The organism is Microcystis sp. BLCC-F209 (genome assembly GCF_041928595.1).
Taxonomy (GTDB): domain Bacteria; phylum Cyanobacteriota; class Cyanobacteriia; order Cyanobacteriales; family Microcystaceae; genus Microcystis.
The window spans coordinates 24,612-43,083 of sequence record NZ_JBHFLL010000304.1 but is presented as its reverse complement, the minus strand read 5'-3'; the positions used below and the strand labels follow the sequence as shown (position 1 = coordinate 43,083).

Annotated in this window: 18 protein-coding genes; 10 read left to right on the top strand and 8 right to left on the bottom strand. The window is 41.8% G+C overall.

Annotated elements, in window-relative coordinates; all coding sequences use genetic code 11:
• The first annotated feature begins 662 nt into the window (after nt 1–662).
• Nucleotides 663–1,130 (top strand): retroviral-like aspartic protease family protein, encoded by a 468-nt coding sequence (locus ACE1AQ_RS19870; RefSeq protein ID WP_008203298.1) that lies wholly within the window; start codon nt 663–665, stop codon nt 1,128–1,130.
• Here the strand turns inward: ACE1AQ_RS19870 and ACE1AQ_RS19865 are convergent.
• A complete protein-coding gene (locus ACE1AQ_RS19865) occupies nt 1,125–2,786 on the bottom strand; it encodes a M14 family metallopeptidase (RefSeq protein WP_110546041.1) in 1,662 nt (553 codons plus the stop codon). The genes ACE1AQ_RS19870 and ACE1AQ_RS19865 overlap by 6 nt on opposite strands.
• Before the next feature lie 70 nt (nt 2,787–2,856).
• Between ACE1AQ_RS19865 and ACE1AQ_RS19860 the strand changes: the two genes are divergently transcribed.
• Complete coding sequence (locus ACE1AQ_RS19860) at nt 2,857–3,069, top strand: hypothetical protein (protein ID WP_002751038.1); 213 nt, start codon at nt 2,857–2,859, stop codon at nt 3,067–3,069.
• Here ACE1AQ_RS19860 and ACE1AQ_RS19855 read toward each other — a convergent pair.
• From ACE1AQ_RS19855 to ACE1AQ_RS19840, 4 genes are all read right to left on the bottom strand, one after another.
• Entirely contained in the window at nt 3,066–3,812 is a 747-nt protein-coding gene (locus ACE1AQ_RS19855) for a circadian clock KaiB family protein (protein WP_110546042.1), read from the bottom strand. The two genes, ACE1AQ_RS19860 and ACE1AQ_RS19855, sit on opposite strands and share 4 nt — an antisense overlap.
• A 90-nt stretch (nt 3,813–3,902) precedes the next feature.
• Nucleotides 3,903–5,222, bottom strand: a complete 1,320-nt coding sequence (locus ACE1AQ_RS19850; protein WP_110546043.1) for a type IV pilus twitching motility protein PilT — start codon at nt 5,220–5,222, stop codon at nt 3,903–3,905.
• A gap of 390 nt (nt 5,223–5,612) precedes the next feature.
• Nucleotides 5,613–6,515: a three-Cys-motif partner protein TcmP gene (locus ACE1AQ_RS19845; protein ID WP_106909305.1), complete on the bottom strand. Its 903-nt coding sequence runs from the start codon at nt 6,513–6,515 to the stop codon at nt 5,613–5,615.
• 14 nt (nt 6,516–6,529) lie between these two features.
• Complete coding sequence (locus tag ACE1AQ_RS19840; protein ID WP_008203287.1) at nt 6,530–7,324, bottom strand: DUF5131 family protein; 795 nt, start codon at nt 7,322–7,324, stop codon at nt 6,530–6,532.
• 245 nt (nt 7,325–7,569) lie between these two features.
• Between ACE1AQ_RS19840 and ACE1AQ_RS19835 the strand changes: the two genes are divergently transcribed.
• Both ACE1AQ_RS19835 and ACE1AQ_RS19830 read left to right on the top strand, forming a co-directional pair.
• On the top strand, nt 7,570–8,535 hold the full coding sequence (locus ACE1AQ_RS19835; protein ID WP_374809075.1) for a hypothetical protein: 966 nt from the start codon (nt 7,570–7,572) through the stop codon (nt 8,533–8,535).
• Nucleotides 8,532–8,942: a PIN domain-containing protein gene (locus tag ACE1AQ_RS19830; RefSeq protein ID WP_008203283.1), complete on the top strand. Its 411-nt coding sequence runs from the start codon at nt 8,532–8,534 to the stop codon at nt 8,940–8,942. The genes ACE1AQ_RS19835 and ACE1AQ_RS19830 overlap by 4 nt, the downstream gene beginning before the upstream one ends.
• On the opposite strand, the gene ACE1AQ_RS19825 is transcribed toward ACE1AQ_RS19830, so the two are convergent.
• Nucleotides 8,943–10,001, bottom strand: a complete 1,059-nt coding sequence (locus tag ACE1AQ_RS19825) for a TrkA family potassium uptake protein (protein ID WP_002803175.1) — start codon at nt 9,999–10,001, stop codon at nt 8,943–8,945. It abuts the gene before it with no gap.
• 126 nt (nt 10,002–10,127) lie between these two features.
• Between ACE1AQ_RS19825 and ACE1AQ_RS19820 the strand changes: the two genes are divergently transcribed.
• The 4 genes from ACE1AQ_RS19820 to ACE1AQ_RS19805 all read left to right on the top strand — a co-directional run bounded on the left by ACE1AQ_RS19820 (nt 10,128) and on the right by ACE1AQ_RS19805 (nt 14,947).
• Nucleotides 10,128–11,411: an aspartate aminotransferase family protein gene (locus tag ACE1AQ_RS19820; RefSeq protein WP_110545721.1), complete on the top strand. Its 1,284-nt coding sequence runs from the start codon at nt 10,128–10,130 to the stop codon at nt 11,409–11,411.
• A 220-nt stretch (nt 11,412–11,631) separates the two neighbouring features.
• Nucleotides 11,632–12,321 (top strand): Uma2 family endonuclease, encoded by a 690-nt coding sequence (locus ACE1AQ_RS19815; RefSeq protein ID WP_110545723.1) that lies wholly within the window; start codon nt 11,632–11,634, stop codon nt 12,319–12,321.
• A gap of 18 nt (nt 12,322–12,339) precedes the next feature.
• On the top strand, nt 12,340–14,478 hold the full coding sequence (locus ACE1AQ_RS19810) for a hypothetical protein (protein ID WP_110545726.1): 2,139 nt from the start codon (nt 12,340–12,342) through the stop codon (nt 14,476–14,478).
• Between the two features lie 76 nt (nt 14,479–14,554).
• Nucleotides 14,555–14,947: a hypothetical protein gene (locus tag ACE1AQ_RS19805; RefSeq protein WP_008203269.1), complete on the top strand. Its 393-nt coding sequence runs from the start codon at nt 14,555–14,557 to the stop codon at nt 14,945–14,947.
• 248 nt (nt 14,948–15,195) lie between these two features.
• Here ACE1AQ_RS19805 and ACE1AQ_RS19800 read toward each other — a convergent pair whose 3' ends face one another.
• Entirely contained in the window at nt 15,196–15,591 is a 396-nt protein-coding gene (locus ACE1AQ_RS19800; RefSeq protein WP_110545728.1) for a hypothetical protein, read from the bottom strand.
• Nucleotides 15,592–15,873: 282 nt separating this feature from the next.
• Nucleotides 15,874–16,188 carry a hypothetical protein gene (locus tag ACE1AQ_RS19795; protein ID WP_002735918.1) on the bottom strand — a complete coding sequence of 105 codons (315 nt, stop codon included), beginning with the start codon at nt 16,186–16,188 and terminating at the stop codon, nt 15,874–15,876.
• Between the two features lie 279 nt (nt 16,189–16,467).
• On the opposite strand from ACE1AQ_RS19795, the gene ACE1AQ_RS19790 reads away from it, so the two are divergent.
• Both ACE1AQ_RS19790 and ACE1AQ_RS19785 read left to right on the top strand, forming a co-directional pair.
• Nucleotides 16,468–16,971 (top strand): hypothetical protein, encoded by a 504-nt coding sequence (locus ACE1AQ_RS19790; RefSeq protein ID WP_008203264.1) that lies wholly within the window; start codon nt 16,468–16,470, stop codon nt 16,969–16,971.
• A gap of 248 nt (nt 16,972–17,219) precedes the next feature.
• Nucleotides 17,220–18,434 (top strand): hypothetical protein, encoded by a 1,215-nt coding sequence (locus tag ACE1AQ_RS19785; protein ID WP_110545731.1) that lies wholly within the window; start codon nt 17,220–17,222, stop codon nt 18,432–18,434.
• Nucleotides 18,435–18,472: the final 38 nt, after the last annotated feature.

Sequence of the window (18,472 nt, the reverse complement as noted above, 5' to 3'; positions counted from 1 at the left end):
ATTCATAATAAATATTGGCAGAGGATTAAAGATTAGTTATTGTGACTAATTCTTTTGGTTAGAAAAAGATAAACTTGAGAATCTTCAGTCAAATTTATTGACTTAAAATCAGCTGTACTTAATTTAAATGAAACAGCCCTAGGGGCAGGGGGGCCGCACCCTGCCCCCACCAACAAACTTTTTGCCGCAAACCCTAAGTAGTCGTGCAAAATTAATTTCTTAGTCGAGATAGGAGACAGGAGACGGGAGATGGGAGATGGGAGATGGGAGACAGGCATCAGGGATCAGATTTGAGTTTTCAGTTCATTGTTTACTGGTGACTGAAAAAGCGTTCGGCTGACGGCTTAGATGTGTAATTAGGGCTTGCTGAATAATGGTAAAACCCTTTTAAAATAAGGCTTTTGACCTGTTAAAGTCCGATGTTCATGCTGCGAAAATAGGATTGGGACTTTCAAAAACCTGGCATTATCCTTCTTGTGGTACATCGCTTGGTACAAAAAACAAGGGCAACAAAGCCTGAAACGACCGGCTACTGACGACCGGCTACTGACTCCTACCCCCAGGAAAAACTTTTTGCCGCAAACCCTACTTAATTAAAATTACTAGACAAATTTGTTGGCAATTGTTCTGGTATAATTAGGGGTAGAATTGAGGGTAATATTATGGTTGAGCCAGCAGTTATTGCAGAGGATATGGGCAAAATCTACACCACCATTACAGTTATCAATCGCGCCGATCAAATTCGTGCGGAGGATGGTATGATCGCACCGGAACAAATTCGCTCTCTTACCCTAGAAAATGTCTTGGTAGATACGGGAGCAACTACTGTTTGTCTGGTGCCAGAAGTAATCTCCCGCTTGGGTTTACAGCTTTTAAAGGAAGTAGATGTGGCTACGGCTAAAGGCATAGGAAAAGCGAGAATTTTTCGCGATGCTACCTTGATTATTGCGGGACGGGAAGGGACTTTTGAATGTTTGGAATTACCCGGAGGTCAAAATAATTTATTAGGAGTAATTCCCTTAGAAGCTTTGGGATTAGAACCAGATCTTCGCAGCCAAAAATTGCGAGTTTTACCCACAGAATACAAGGATACTTATTTAACAATTTTATCGAACAAAATAGCTCTATAAAATTACTTTTTGTCTGACTGTTCCTGCTCTTTCAGCTATAGCGATAATCTCGATTTCTTGACCAGAAACTCCCTTAATCACCCATTCCACCGTACGGCGATAATCTAAACCGTGAGCCAGACTACTATATACTTTATTTGATCGCCCTTCTAAGTGACCGATTTCCTGATCTAATTTTCCCACTATTAAACTCACCTCATCGGCTAAATTTAACTTGACTTGAATGGGACGAACTATCTTTCTTTCCAGTGCCTTTTTACTGGTATAAGTGGGTAAGAATCCCTGATTTTCTAACTGTAAAACCAGATGATAAATACCATTTCCCTCCGACTTAAGATCGAGACGAGAGATAGCCAAAAGAGGTGACATTAAAGCATGGGCAATAGTAAACTGACATTGTTTCTCACATAAATCCGGTAAATACTTTTCTGGAGCATTTTGCCAGACATTTTTAAAGTCCCAACCACCAATTTCCACCTCTCCCAATTGGGGATGATCAAAACTTTGCCAATCAATAAAACCCTTTCCCGCTAAATTCTCATCATTCCAACGCTGTAATTTCAATTCATCTTCCAAAGGATGCCAGCGAAACCATTGAATATAATCATCTTTTTTCACTCCTGCTTGGGTAGGTGCATCCCATAACTCCACCGTAAAACCATACCAACCAAAATGATCATAACCGTAATCATCCATGGCACCGTTAGTCACTTCTTTGGGATGATAACGAAAATCGTGATAGACAGAAACGCATTCATAACCAGTCATTGCCTTTCCCTTATCAGCAATATACTTATACATTTCTAAGTCTTCCACGGGGAAATATTCGTCGGGATGGGTGCTATAGGGACGCAACATGACTGCCGAATAGGTATGATAGGTAACGAAGCCATTAATATTAGTGTTATTTGCCCAAAATTCTGCTTCTGCACGGGTTTCTGGCTCAGAAAAAGGAAAATCTCCGGCTCCCTGTTGTTCCCCTTCAGGAACCCAATAAACGGGGTAATTGCGGTTAAAATCCAGACCCTCTAGGGTGGGGGCAGTGGTAAAATTATAGCCATCGTAATCGCGGATTAAACCTTCCGTGAGCAAAGTGTAAAAAGTTCCCTCAAATTCCTCTGGTTCGCGACGCACCATCAGGCGAGGATCTTGTTCAGAAATTTTCCAAGCGCCACAGCTATCTTTTTGGCGCATTTGTAAGATTAAACCATCGCCGTTAATATCTTCAGGATATAGCCCCGGTTTCTCGTCCCTGTGGGGATAGGGACGAATACTTGATCGTAACATATAGGGAGTGGTGAGATATTTTTCCGCTCCATCCACGGCCAATCGCGGCAAAATATAGACAGTGTAATGGTCAAGAAGTCTGGTAATTGAGGAATTATGACCGTATTGGCGCAAAAGATGAGAGATAGTGTAGAGAGCGACGGCAGAGCCTGTTACTTCCCCCGCATGGGTGTTAGCATCGATCCAATAGGCAGGTTTTTCTAAATAGGGGCCTGTGGCTTGATTTGTGAGGATGGTTAACCAGATGTCTCGATTTTCGTAGCTTTTACCGATCGAGGTGAGGCTAATTAAATTAGGATAGGATGAAGCTAGGTTTTTCAGGAAAGAAACTAATTCTTGGTAGGGGTAATAGTGGCTAAAATCAAACATAATCTTCTGCAACTAAAAAAAGGTATCTCGGGTTAATTTGAGAAAATATAGGATAATAACAGTAAAAACTATGGATAGTCAAGATATAGCTCGCTATATTGAAGAAACCAACGGGATTTCCAAGCCTTGGCTGTTGGTGCAATTGCGTCTCAAAAAACTGCAAGAACGTCGGGCCAGTCTTTCCCAACAGGAATACATCCAAGAATTGGATGATATTCAGCAAGACTTAATGAAATTGGGCGAATGGTGGCGAGGGATCGAGTCAGAAGTCTTTAAACCCTAAGCGGTGGCGATAATCTGTAATACTCGCGGTAAATCCTCAAATTCGCCGATGATGCGTTTCACTGGTTGCGGCCAAACCCGGACTAAAGTGGGAATAGCAGAGACATGATTGGATTCCGCTTGTTCTGGATGCTTAGAGATATCGATCACTTTCAGGGTATAGGGATGGTGTAATTCTCGTTCTAGAAGCTGATGGATCGATTCTAGGGTGTGTTTAGTATTGGCATTATTACCGGAGACAAATAACCGCAAAACATAACCCTTGGGACTAGGGTTAGTGTAGTCAGAGTCAGCAGCAATCGCCGAATTCGCAGCGGGGCGCTCCTGATAACGGAGAATCAGATCGTGGGATTGCCAAAGTTGGGGAAACTGCTGACGATAGGTTTCTAAGATAGTGGGATTAGAGGATTGTTCCTGCCAGGGTACAGTAAACCAAGCTCGATCGTCCGTGGCGAAAATAGCATTTAATAAAGGCTGATAGCGACGGACAAGGGGATAGACTTCGGCTCTAGTATGAATGCGGTGACTGTAGGGATCTCGCCAGCGATCAATGGTAGCGGTAAAACCAGGAACTAAAAAATGGGGGGGTTCTGGCAACCCTAAAGCGGACTGGAGAGCAGCGCAGAGATTCAGATGCCAATGAGTTTGTTTATCAGGATCGATACAGTACATCAGGTCGCCCCCGGGGGTAAACAGGGCGATGCCTTTAAAAATATCAGGCAACACAATTGCGGAAGTTGTCACTGGAGGGTTTCCCCTAGGGGATCAATAGGAGCTTCTATTTTTCTAGACTACTAAACTCTTGACCCCTCAAGGATTTCCTTCAGGGTTTTTCTAGATTCTACCCCGCAGCATCATCGCCATTTCATTGGGAACCGGGGACATTTCCAAGGCCACCTCCTCAGTAATCCGGCCCTCTTGATAGAGATTAAACAGAGATTGATTAGTGGTAATCATGCCATGGTATTCGCCATCTCTCATTAGTTCAATAATTTCGTCATTTTTGCCGCTGCAGATGTAATCTTTGACGGTTTCTGTGTTGACGAGAATATCGTGAAAAGCTGTCCGTTTGCTGTCGCTGGTACGACATAAACCCTGGGAAATAATACAAACCAGGGATTCTGCGATCGCCACCCGCATGGATTCCCGTTCCTCGGCGGTATAAAGAGTTAAAATCCGCTCTAGGGTTTTAACGGCGCTGTTGGTGTGCAGGGTTCCCATAACTAAGTGACCGGTTTGGGCAGCTTTCAGGGCCGTATTAACGGTGGATTTGTCGCGCATCTCCCCCACCAGAATAATATCCGGATCTTCCCGCAAAGAGGCTTTTAGGGCATTATCGAACTCGTGGGTGTGTATTCCCACTTCCCTTTGTTTGATCAAACTGCGACGACTTTGATGGACAAATTCGATCGGGTCTTCGATGGTGATAATATGTTTGGCTTTTTCTTTATTGATGTAATCGATCATTGCCGCTAGGGTGGTGGATTTTCCCGAACCCGTCGGACCGGTGATTAAAATCAATCCCTTATGCACATTGCACACATCCTGGAAGACCGCCGGTAAGCGCAATTGTTCCATAGTGGGGATTTTCATGGGAATCAGACGCAAAACCATCCCCGGACCGCGCAGACTTTCAAAGATATTAATCCGCACCCTAGCGAATTCGTACTGAGTGGCACCGTCAAATTCTAGGTCTTTTTTAAAGCGAAGGATTTCTTCTTCCCCTAGGATTTCCCGTAACCAACTATAAAAAGTGTTGATGTCAATTTCAGGATAGTCGAGAATAATCATTTCACCACGATCGCGCATCCGGGTTTTTTCTCCAACTCCCAGGTGAACGTCCGAATAACCCCGATCAAAGGCCATCCGGAGCAAATGTTCTAAGGTGGGTTGATTGGGAGCGCGACCGGGCCGGGGTGGGGTTTGGGGAGAAGCAGCCTGACTGGGAGTACGATTTTGGGGAGGACGTGGGGCGGAAATTTGACCATTTTGGGCCATATTAGCGACGTTTTTGGTCGGTGTCGCCACCTGTTGGCTTATTTCTTGAGTTATCCCCGTGCTAGTTCCCGTGATTAACTCTGAGGAAGGCATCGGCAGGGAGGGAACCGGCAGCGGCTGCAGTGGTCGCGAGGAAGAATTGGGATTTTGACTCATGAGCAATAGGGGGTTTTTCCTTTACTATTCCCTGATTGTACTAACATCCTATCAAATCATCCCCAATTTCTCAATTCCTCACAGACCCTAGATTGAGGAGTACGGAGTCAGTAGTCTCCGAGTCAGGAGACAGGAGACAGGAGACAGGAGACAGGAGACAGGAGACAGGAGACAGGAGACAGGAGACAGGAGATTATTTTTATTTATTCTTCCCACTTCCCCACTTCATAATTCATAATTCATAATTCATAATTCATAATTCATAATTCCCCCTCTCCTATACCTTTTAAACAGGATTTAGACCCCAAAATTGTTACAATGGAGGTTTAGGGCTAATGATTTTGACTACTCAAGTTTGAGCGAGTTTGACTTGAAATATAAAAACAAAAATTACAAGGATAATTTTAGTTTTTCGTAACGTTTAAAAATATCGTTAGTAATTTTAATGGCTTTTTCATTGTGACTGGCCAAGCACAAAGCATATAAAGCGGCATTCTTAGAATTTTTCATGATAACTGGGTTGCTAACGCAGGGAAAAAGTGTTTTTAATCTTTCTGTATATAAATCTGCTAATCTATCGGCAGAGATTTTGTTACGACTGGCATTAGGTTCTTGATTATCAAACAAATTTAATTGAATATTTTGTGGTGGTTGATAAATTTGCTCTAGCCAATCTACGTTACCCATTACTTTATTCAAACGTTCTAATGCCTCTGCTTCTGGTTCTTTATCCTTTGGCAAAAGCCGAGTAACTCCCATCAACGAAAAGTTAATAAAAATATCGCAAGCTTTAGTTTTTGCTAATTTGATAATAGTTTCCCAATCTACTTGTAATCCATAGGGATCTAAAAAAACAAAGGCTCGTTGAGTAAATTTTTTCTTGAGCAATAAATTGGGTATAATATCGTTACATAAAATCTCATTACAGTTACCGCAACAGACATGAATTTCACGGTCAGAAAACTCCTCACATAAACGTTCTAAACGTTCCGTGCGTTGAGGGGAAGTATCAATAAACCAGTAACTATCAAATGGTGGTTCTGTTCGCAAAGCACGCAGGGGAGAACCTTCAATATATCGTTGTTCATCTTCCTTCGCTGTTGGTCTCACGGAACCAGCAAAAGCGTCTATATAGTAATAAGCTTTAAGCCAAGGTTTTTTTCTGGGATTCTTGGGAGTTTTTTGATTATTCATGATCACAGAATAAGCGTTGAGATACTGAGCGAGTAAATCTAACTTATCCTCAGACCATTTACCAATAATATCTTCGCCTTCTTGCCCTCGTTGACTCATATCGATAACTTTGTTTAGGTCAATGTTAATAAATTATTTTGTTCTTTATTTTTTGAGAGTTTTTTTAGGGAGGAACCTGCTCTGATTGTCCATTTAGCATTGTGTTCGTTCCAAGCAGCAGGCATTTCATCCCAAATACGCTCATCAAGCATTCTACCACCAGCTTTGGAATAGTTACCACCCCATTGCTTAAAGAAAAAAGCGACTTTAGATTCTCTGGTTTGAGCCAAAATTTCCCTAACCCAATCTGGCTCTATGGGACGATGTTGATAGCCTGATTCACCGCCAACAATAACCCAATCAATCAGCGATAAATCCAGATTTAGTGGTCCTAAAAGAGGTTCACAGGAAAGAAAACGTACTTTGGCTGGTACTGTTTTTAAAGCCTCAATTCTATGGGTATATTGCTGACTTTCTACAGAGACACCCATCCAGATATTTTCCGACCATTCCAGTTTATCTGCTAAAGTTGCTAGTTTTTGAGGGCGCTTAGTCAAAATTTGATAAATATGCCAAGGAGTGTCTCGCATCACCGCAAAGATTTCCTGTAAATAGCCAAAGTCTAAATCTTCATGAAAAAGATCACTCATCGAATTGACGAAAATTCGACTCGGTGTGCGCCATTTTTTCGGCTGTTCTAGTCTTTCTCGATGAATAGTAAAATTAAAACCTGTGGGAAAACTTCCCGGAAAACGCATTGTTATTGCTTCTGCATAGCAATGACGACACCCCGGACTCACCTTTGTACAACCAGTGGTGGGATTCCAAGTTTTGTCCGTCCATTCAATACCAGTTTTACTACTTGACATTTTTTTACCAGATACTTCAATATGAGGTTAAACTTTTAACAAAGTATTATAGTACAAATTATCTAAGTAGGATCAAAGGCTGACAAAAATTAATGCTACTGCCAGATCTCTCCCGATCTCCCTCAGAGGCTATAGTAACTATAATCACCCTTTCAGACCCCAAAATTGTTACAATGGAGGTTTAGGGCTAATGATTTTGACTACTCATTTCTGTTTGATCGTCAGTTTTAGGAGAGGTAAATACGATGAATAGTCTGCAAACTTCAGTCGAACGGGAAAATTTAGGACAATTTTTGTTAGAAAATCTGCAAGATATTACAGATAAACTCGATCAAATTGTCACCGATTCTGATCGGATAATACTGAATAATTTACTACAAGAAACTCAGATTTTACTTGAGCAAGTTAAGGATAACTCTAAAACTTATCAAGCAAGAGCCGATATATTTTGTCAAATTAATCAACTATGGTTTCAGGTATGGAAACAATATAAGAATGAGGTTTCGGCACGGGAATTAATCCAATATATAGACCAATTTACTAATCAAATTACTGCCTATAGTCAATTATTTATCGGTCTTGCTCAGATCAATGAGGGAAAGACTGGTGAGGAAAAAGCCGATTTAATCAGAGTGGTGGAAGGTTCACGCATTCTCTCGGAAACCATAGATGTGTTTATTGATATGTTTGCCGATTCAGAACTAGAGCAAATTGACAAGGGAGCTAAAAATACTCTATCGGTTTCTAATCGTACTATAACCGAATATTTCCAAGATACTGAAACATCCCATTTAGTCACACAACTGAGAGCCTATAGTAGTTTAATAATTTTCAGAATTCAAGAGGGATTTAATTCTAGGAATGTATCCTCAGAAAATACCTCTCATTCCCTAACAGATAATTTCAATGATATTGATGCCTCTAGACAAAATTTAACAGATTTGGTCAATTTGGAAACTGAAAAATCTTCGTCTGAAAACTGGTTAGATAATCTTTCTGGATCAATTTCTAATGAGGAGGCTTTTGAGAAAGCATTAGAATATGGGCGTGTTTTTCGTCAAAATGTATCCTCAGAAACTACCTCTCATTCCCTAACAGATGATTTAAGCGATCTTGATCCTTGGACAAGAGACTTAGTGGGGGTTGTTGATTTAGGATCAGAAGACCCAAAAGAATCGTATATTGATTATTTAGTCGATAAGTATCGGTGAAACGAGTCCTATTCGATAGTGATGTATTGCTAGATGTTTTGGGTAAGCGTGAACAATATTTTCCCGCATCTGTACAAGCATTAAATACAGTTAAGACAGGTAAAACTCAAGGATATATTTCTGGTCATGCCGTCACTAATATTTATTATATTTTGTCTAAACAAAACGGAAGGGAAAGCTCAAGAAAATTGGTGATAAGTCTTCTAGAGAATTTACAAGTTGCTAGAGTGACAGACGCAATAATTAGGCAAGCATTGGCAAGTCAGATGAAAGATTTTGAAGATGCCGTTACCAGTGCCGTTGCTGAATCGGAAAAGCTAGAGATAATCATAACGCGAAACTTAAGAGATTTTGCCGCTTCCCCCGTTCCCGCAATGCTACCAGCCGATTTTTTATCGATTCTTTAACTAATGCTTCGGTAAACGTAAACCATCCGATCGCATGGGGATTAAAATCTGAGTTAAACTGCGTAATTGTTCGGCCGTTCCCATACAAATTAACAGATCCCCGGCCATTAATTCCGTATCGCCAGTGGGTCCCCCGATTAGCGTACCATCGGCGCGACGTATAGCCAAAACTAAGGCCCCCGATCGAGATCTTAAATGTGCTTGACTAAGACTTAAACCCACACAGGGACAAGTCCTCGGATCGATTAAAAATTCCTCCATATAAAACGATCGATCGGTTCCGGTTAGAATACCATCAACAAAATCCATCACCTGGGGTCGTAGGGCTGCGGCCGCTAATCTTCTACCGCCGGTAATATAGGGAGATACTACCGCATCGGCCCCGGCCCGTTGTAATTTTTGTACTGCTTCCTCGGTACTGGCCCTAGCAATGGCACGAATTTTCGGATTAAGAGTTTTAGCGGACAAAACTGTATATAAATTCTCCGCATCGGAAGTTAAAGCGGCCACAATACAAATAGCGCGTTCGATTCCTGCCATTTGTAAAGATTTATCTAAGGTGGCATCTCCTTGAACAACAATATAATTTAATTCTTTGGCCCGATTTACCTGTAGGGGGTCCGTATCAATGACTACAAAAGGAATATTTTCGGCGTAAAATTCGATCGCCACCTGTCTCCCCGTGCGACCCAAACCACAGATGATATAGTGTTCCGATAGTCGATCGATCAAGCGTTTCTCCTGTCTCTGTTTGAGTCCCTCTTGAAAATAGCCTTGAATTAAAGCTTCGGTCAAGCGATTAACAATATAACCGATGCTGACTACTCCCATGATAATCAAAACCATTGTAAACAATCGTCCCCGTTCACCTAGGGGATTAATTTCGCCAAAACCGACGGTAGCGAGGGTACTAATCGTCATATAGGCCGAATCTAGCCAACTCCAACCCTCGATCAGATGATACCAAAGCGTACCCAGCAAAAATACCACAATCAGGGCAAAAATTCCCCCGATTAATTCCTGACGCAGACGACGATATTTATCTTCACTGATAGACAAGCAAAATTCACCCCTAAGACTGTCTAGTAAATTACAATGAAATCAGTTTTTAATCTAAATAACCCGTCCTTCTCAGACGGATTTGATTATAATTTCCCCTATGTCTAATCGCGCAGGAGTTCCCCAGTGAGTCCAGAAACCCTTTTAGAACCAACCCTAGTTGATCCCACTTCCAATTTAAACCCGAATCAACCCTTTGATCGAGATAGTTTTAACAGCTATGTGATGAATACTTATGGTCGTTTTCCCATTGCGATCGCCAAAGGGTTAGGCTGTCTTCTCTGGGATACTTCCGGTAAACAATACCTTGATTTTGTCGCAGGAATTGCCACCTGTACCCTCGGTCACGCGCACCCTGCTTTAATTGAAGTGGTTAGCCAGCAAATCCAAAAACTCCATCATGTCTCGAATTTATACTATATTCCCGAACAAGGGGAACTAGCTAAATGGATTGTCGATCATTCCTGCGCTGATAAGGTCTTTTTCTGTAATTCTGGTGCGGAAGCGAACGAAGCGGCGATTAAATTAGTACGAAAATATGCCCATACGGTGCTAGATTTCCTGGAACAGCCGGTGATTTTAACCGCTCACGCTAGTTTTCACGGTCGCACTTTAGCTACCATCACCGCAACCGGTCAACCGAAGTACCAAAAAGACTTTGAACCCCTGATGCCGGGGTTTGCCTATATTCCCTACAATGATATCGAAGCGGTGGAAAATGCGATCGCTGATCTCGATGAGGGTAATCGTCGGGTGGCTGCGATTATGTTGGAACCGCTGCAGGGTGAAGGGGGAGTACGTCCGGGAGCTATCGAATATTTCCAACGTTTACGGCAAATTTGCGACGAAAATAACATTTTGCTTGTCTTTGATGAAGTACAGGTGGGAGTGGGAAGAACTGGTAAACTCTGGGGTTATGAGAATTTGGGGGTAGAACCGGATATTTTCACTTCTGCTAAGGGTTTAGCGGGGGGTATTCCCATCGGTGCGATGATGTGCAGAAAGTTCTGTGATGTGTTTGAACCGGGTAGTCATGCGAGTACCTTTGGGGGTAATCCGTTCGCTTGTGCCTCAGCTTTAACAGTATTACAAACCATTGAACGGGATCACATTCTCGAAAATGTCCAGCAGCGAGGGGAACAATTACGCAGCCGTTTAGGGGTGATTGCTTCTCAATATCCCCATCTATTTGTCGATGTGCGCGGTTGGGGTTTAATTAACGGTCTGGAAATTAATTCAGAAAGTGAGTTAGTTTCATCTACTATTGTTAATGCAGCCTTGGCCGAGGGTTTATTAATTGCTCCCGCAGGTCCGAAAGTTCTCCGTTTTGTACCGCCTTTAATCGTCTCGGAAACAGAAGTAGATGAGGCGATGGATAAGCTAGAAGCAGCCATCGCTAAAGTGGTTTAATTTCAGTTATCAGTTATCAGTTATCAGTTATCAGATGTAAGTTTTAAGTTGACAGTTTCCAGAACGTAGCCCGCTCATGTTACGCTACCGCTAACCCATCCTACAAATAATTGTGCCTACCTACTTATGAGTCAATTCTTTTTGAGCTTTATCCCCCCTAACTGTCACCTTTTCACTGGACTAGGGGAGGATAAATCTACTGTTGTTCTGGGCAAATAAAATGATCACTTCTGAACCTATTTATTCCCTCCCTAAAACCCCTCCTTTAGAAAATGGGGATCAACTAAGTCGCCAGGAATTTGAGTGCCGTTATCAGAACCTTTCTGAAATAAAAAAAGCCGAATTAATTGAAGGAATAGTTTATATGTCTTCTCCTGTACGAGTGCAGAGTCATGGAGAACCTCATTCTGATATTTTAACTTGGTTAGGGGTCTATAAAGCCGCCACAATTGGGGTGATGTCTGCGGATAATACTACAGTGCGTCTGGATGCAGATAATGAAGTACAACCAGATGCTTTACTAAGAATTAAAATTGCTGGACAATCAACTATTAGTGACGATGATTATATCGAAGGTGCGCCGGAATTAATCGTAGAAATCGCCGCTTCTAGTGCTTCCTATGATCTCCACAATAAATGGCGAGTTTATCGTCGTAATCAAGTGCAAGAATATCTTGTTTGGCGAGTTTATGAACGTCAATTAGATTGGTTCCGATTAAATGCTGGAGCATATATTAAACTTGAACCCGATAGTCGAGGGATAATTTACTCGCAGGTTTTCCCCGGTCTTTGGTTAGATGTTAATGCTTTATTAGCGGGTAACTTGGGACAGGTTTTGACAGTTTTACAGCAAGGTTTAGCCAGTCAAGAACATCAAGATTTTCTGAAGAAATTATCTCAAAAAAAATAATAATTGATATTTAAATTTATGAATTGGCATCCTGACGCTTATCAAGCTTTAATTGCCGAAGATTATCCTCAAGTTGCGGCAATCTACGAGGAACTAATCGATAACAATCCCGAAAATATTTCTGACTATTGGTACTTGGGAGTTGCCTATCTTCTGCAAAATTTAGAAGCAGAAGCGCAGGTAATGTGGCAAAATGTTTTAAGGGAAGGTAATCTGGAAGAAGTTAAGCAATGGCAAGCAGAATTAGAAGCGGTTTTAGACGCAGAAGCGCGACGACAACAAAGAAAAGGTGATCTGGCAGCCGTAGAATATTTTCGCTATCATCTACAGGAAATTGTTCCCAAGTCAATTAATAATTTATTAGCTTTATTCGACTTAGCTTTAGATTTAGAAATATTCGCTCCAGGAGAACTACTTAATTATCCTATTCAAGAGAATCTCAGATCTAATCCTGATCGAGAATTGCTTTTAAATGTAGTTCTCAAAAGTCTTTTATATCCCCACGAATTAACTTTAGATTTAGCTCAAGCAAGTTTACCTTACTTAGGGGAATTAGCTGATAGTTTTATCCCGCAAGCTTTTCAGATAGCAGCACGAGTCACCAAGGAGCAACAAAGTCCCGCTTTTGGAGTAGAAATTATTAAACTTTGTCTGCAATTAAGACCAAATGATCTGAGTCTTTTGGAACAGTTAGTTAACCTCTATATTTTAGCAGAAGACTTTGATAATTCTTTGATAACTGCCTATCAGTTGCGAGAAATTTGTCTAACCCCAACTCTAAAGTTATACAGTAATTATCTAATTTTATTAATACTTTTGCGCTGGGGAGTTTGGCAAGAAATTGATCATATCTATCAAGAATATCAGAATTTATTACAGAAATTAACCCGTCGGAAAAATATTACTCTAGAACCGATTATTAAAACTAGCTTTCTCAATGTTTCTAGTCCCCTACCCTACCTAGGCGATCGAGCCTTAGCCAATCGACAATTAACTAATCGCATCGCCGAAATTTTCCTTGATAATAATAGTTTAAAAACTCCTTTTATTACTATAAAAAAAGCTACAGAAAAACTAACGATTGGTTATCTTGCCAGTACCTTAAAACATCATTCTGTCGGTTGGTTAAGTCGTTGGTTAATTCACCATCACGATCGAGAAAAATTTCAAATAGCCATCTATACTATTAACCAAGAAGAAGATGAAATTACCCGTCAATGGTTCCGGGATAGCCGAGATATTATCCGTCATTTTCCCTACGCTCAAAATCCCCTAGAAGTTGCCCAACAAATTCAACAAGATCGGATAGATATTTTGGTAGATTTAGACAGTTTAACCCATAATCTCACCAATCAGATTATGGTCATGAAACCCGCATCAAAACAAGTGACTTGGTTAGGTTGGGATGCTTCTGGATTAGCAACTATTGATTATTATATCGCCGATCCCTACGTTTTACCCCAGCAAGCGGAGGAATATTATCGAGAAAAAATCTATCGTTTACCAGAGACATATTTAGCAGTGGATGGTTTTGAAATCGGCACTCCCAATCTCCGTCGAGAAGATTTAGAAATTCCCCCCGATGCTACCATCTATTTTTCCGTACAAAGTGGCATGAAACGCCATCCTGATACTATTAAACTTCAGATGAAAATTATCGCACAAGTCCCTAATAGTTATTTTCTGATTAAGGGAGTCGGTAAGACTGAAAAAATTCAAGAATTATTTACTGAAATAGCGATTCGGGAGGGAGTTAATCCCCAAAGATTGCGGTTTTTACCGAGAGATATAGATGAATATACCCATCGCGCTAATTTACAGATTGCCGATGTGGTATTAGATACCTATCCCTACAATGGCGCTACCACCACCTTAGAAGTTTTATGGCAAGGAATCCCTTTAGTTACATTGGTAGGAGAACAATTTTCCGCCCGCAATAGTTATACTTTTATGATTAATGCTGGGATTGAAGCCGGAATTGGCTGGAATGAGGCAGAATATATCGACTGGGGAGTAAAATTAGGACTCGATCGCTCCCTTCGTCAAGACATCAGCCATCAACTGTTAGGAAATCGTGACACAGCCCCCCTCTGGCAAGGGAAAAAATTCGCTGAAAATATGGAAAATGCCTATTTAAAAATCTGGGAGGGAAATTGATAATGAGAAAGTTATCCGCAATCAATAAAGTATCGAATCTGGGCAAGAAAAATTCAACTAAATAGGAGTTTAACTGATGACAGCCGCAACTGAAAAAGATTTAAAAAGACTAGAGGATTTAATCATCGGTATTGCCAACGGACAAAAGGCGATCGAAAACCGACTAACCACCATGGAAAACCGACTAACCACCCTGGAAAACGGACAGAAGAATTTAGAGTTAGGGCAGTCGGAAATTAAAGGCGATATCCGAACCCTAGACGCGAAGATAGAGGGTTTAAGCGATCGAGTTAAAGTTATAGAGAACGCGGCGGGAAAAACCACCGATCTCGCCGAAAAAGTCGGAGAATTGAAAAACTGGAAACAGATCGGAGTAGTGGTGATCACCGCTTCGCTCAGTTCGATCCTCAGTGGTGTTACGGGTGGGGTAATCGGTTGGCTAATCCGAGCGGCGAAAGTTAATCCCTAATGGTGTTGCTGAATCAAGAATATGAATGCTGATTTTGCACCCGTCCACCAGTCAACCTAGTCCTAGGTTTTAAAAATTGCCCAAGAAGACAGGTGATAATTATCGCCAAAATACTCTAGGCAGTAACCTAAATAACCAACCTCAAAAAAACTCTCTGCTACACTTGAGTCAGTAGATGCACCCTGATGAAAAAGGAGAGCTTTCTTTGACTCTCCTTTTTTTTTGTTGAGAAAGCAATCCGAGGGGATTTAGCCGCGGTTAGCAGGTAGTTTCGCCTTGCGTGCCATGTCTTTGAAACCATTCAAACTTGGACCAGGGCGACGGCGAGACATACTAGGAGTAATCAAGTATTTTGTCGCAAATTCCACTTCTTGCGGCTCTACTTTACCGTTAGTAGCGGCTACGGGTGCCGGTGCGCTCACAGGAGCGGCGGGAGTTTCTTTTACTTGCTTTTCTTTCTTAATAGAAGTTTTTTGGGTTTTTTTCTCGGCTACAGGGGCGGCAGCAGACTCGACAGCAGGGGCGGGCGCTTCCACAATAGGTGCGGCTGCTGCCGTGGTTGCTGTTGCTTGTTGTTCACCATCGGTTTCTTTTAGTTCTAGGTAAAAGTCAGATTTTTTGCCACCAAAGAGATTTTTTAACATCGGGGATCACTCCGAGAGTTGGGAAAATGTAAAAGACTAGGTATTTAAAAATTTATCATTGACCGGGATCAGGCAGCAAACAAGATTATTCTCTTGACAATTTCTCTGCTTCATCTATTTTTCTTTGGATAATCCCTAACAGAAAAAGTTTTTAAAAACAAGTTAAATTTACAAAAATTAACAAAAATCAAGAACGAGAAACCCCGACGCAAACAAGGGCAAAAACTGCTAGAGACGTTGCTGACAACGTCTCTAGATTATTTATTGGAGATTTGGTCGGATTTAGCTGGCTGCAGGTACACGGCTGCCGCTAACTCCGGGGACAGGACCACGACGAATGTTGGTTTCCGCTTCGATGGGAACGAATTCAATATGATTGAGGAGGGTAGTAACGAAAGCAAAGAGTAAAAAAGGCAAAGAGAGGACGACGACTAACCCCACGGTAGCGAGGGCGAAAATTTGTCTAGTGCTACTCCAAAGAGCTAGAGTGGAAGCGAGAGTAAGAAAAATAACGATTAACCAAACGATTATTTGTCCGTAAATATCTCCGAAGGTGAGGGTGCAAACCATGCGATAGTTACGAAAATCCTTATCCATAACAGTAAACCCGTAGATAGTCAGTTATTGTTTTAGGGTAAGTCTAGAATCGTCACCTTGGTCAATATTTAAAGGTTTTTATAAACACTTGTTGATAAATCTTTACAATTCTGCCCCGAGCGGGTAGCCAAATCTAGAAGTAAGAGCGGTATTGTTTGGTTGCTCTCCTAAGAATTGATAAGAATTGATAAGAATTGCTAAGAATTAGCAAAAAACTTGCCAAAATTTTGGCGAACGCTCTTTACAATTAAGTTAGAAAGGCAAGGAGGAGCAAGCCTAATGAAAACTTTTGTTGAGCGTTATCGGTCTTGGTTTAATTGGACAACCCTAGCCATGGTTGTTCTCGGTTTCTGGTTAAGTGCCAGTTTCGTCATCGATTTAATCATTCTCCCCAGCTTATCCGTAGCTGGCATGATGACACAAAATGGCTTTGCCAGTGCCGGTTACTTGCTATTTGGCATTTTTAACCATCTGGAATTAGTTTGTGCGGCGATTGTGCTGTGTAGCTTTGTTGTCTTCCACCGCTATCATACCTTAATCCATCTCCCCGAACATCGATCGCTTCTATTTGCCGGTGTTCTCTTCGTAATCACCCTAATTTACACCTATTTTCTCACTCCCAATCTGAGTGCTATGGGTTTACTGGCTCCCGTTACCGCGTCGGGAATGTCGGGAGAAATGATGTCCTTGCAGATTGGTTACTGGTTTCTAGAAGTGGTTAAAGGTTTAATCGCTTTTACCCTGTTGCGCTGGTGTTGGCGAGATGCCTTTAAATTAGCTTAGTTGTTGATTACAAGCGGGGTTCAACCCGCTTTTTTTAGTTCTAGCAATATAATCCGCTTATTTGATTCGTGAACAGAGAGGCAGCACAACCATCGAAGCCAAGAATAGAGGTCGTAAATATTTTACATTTCATTTAGGCGCACTAGGGGATTCCATGATTGATAACGGATAACTTTAAGAACTTGCTATCTAAGAATAAATCAGTTACAATTCTGGCAAATTAATTTCGTCTGTGAGGAAAGCTGGAAGTGTTGTTAAAAAAAGCCAAAAGAAACAGCCAGATGAGACAGATATTTTCCGGAGTAATTTTCATTACCTCCTGTATGGGGACGGCCATACTTTGTGAGGGAGTGAAGGCCCTTCCTTCCCCCTTAGACATTGACGCTGCTTCTATTCGGGTATCCCGGGAAAAAATTATCATTAATTCCCCCGTGGAATTAGAGAGGACAGACAGAATTCTGACAACCAATTCCTTCTCGACAACAGAGGGATTAGCCGATATTAATCTGCCCTCATCCTCAGAAAATAAACTAGAGAAATCTTCCCGCGATACTTTAGCAACAGAAAAGACCGGGACAATTTCAACCCTAGAAGAATGGAAGGCGAATCTAGGGACAATGCAAGCGAGTCAGCTTTTCCCAGCAGGGGGTAATAACTCGCCAGAAGTCGAAAAATGGCAAGCGCAAGCATCTACCCCCGTTGATACCAATGTTTCTCCCGAATTGCAGCGTTTACGTCAAGAGTTTCTGATTGAGGAACCGAAAACCCTTTCTGCGAAACTGGCGGAATTTGTGGTTGCCCCTAGTGCCAGTATTTCTATTCCCATCGGTTTTGGAGCAAATTTTAAGCAGATTTTCGGTGGTTTCGGTTTCCAGTCGAGAACCCGTTTTACCAATCAAGCAGATGGTGGGTTAGCCCTAGGGGTCGGTTTAGGAGAACCCCAGAAAATTGTCGGTTTAGATGTAACTCTGGCGATTTTGAGCCTTTTTGGTGATAACGCCGGACGGGGTAGTTTTAGCTTTAAAATTCACCGTTCTCTGCCAGAAGGTTTTGCTGTCGCCCTAGGATTTGAAAACGCCATTCGCTGGGGTGGGACAGATGCCGGTAGCAGTATCTACGGGGTGGTGAGCAAATTTTTTCAGTTCACAGAAACAACGAAAGAACCCTTTAGTCAATTGACGCTCTCTTTGGGTGTTGGTGGTGGTCGTTTTCGCTCGGAAGGAGCCATCGAAGATGGGGTAAATTCCCTGGGTGTCTTTGCTAGTGCGGGTTTACGAATTGTTGAACCGGTCTCGGCCATTGTCGAATGGTCGGGTCAAGATTTAAACGCAGGTATTTCCCTGATTCCTTTCCCGAAAGTCCCCTTGACGGTTAACCTTGCCGGTGCTGATTTAACGGGCAATGCTGGGGACGGCGCTCGCTTCGTTATGAGTGTCGGCTACAATTACTTTTTCCCCCGTTAGTCAGTTTTTACACTATTAATTTAGCTTTTTGAATGAGG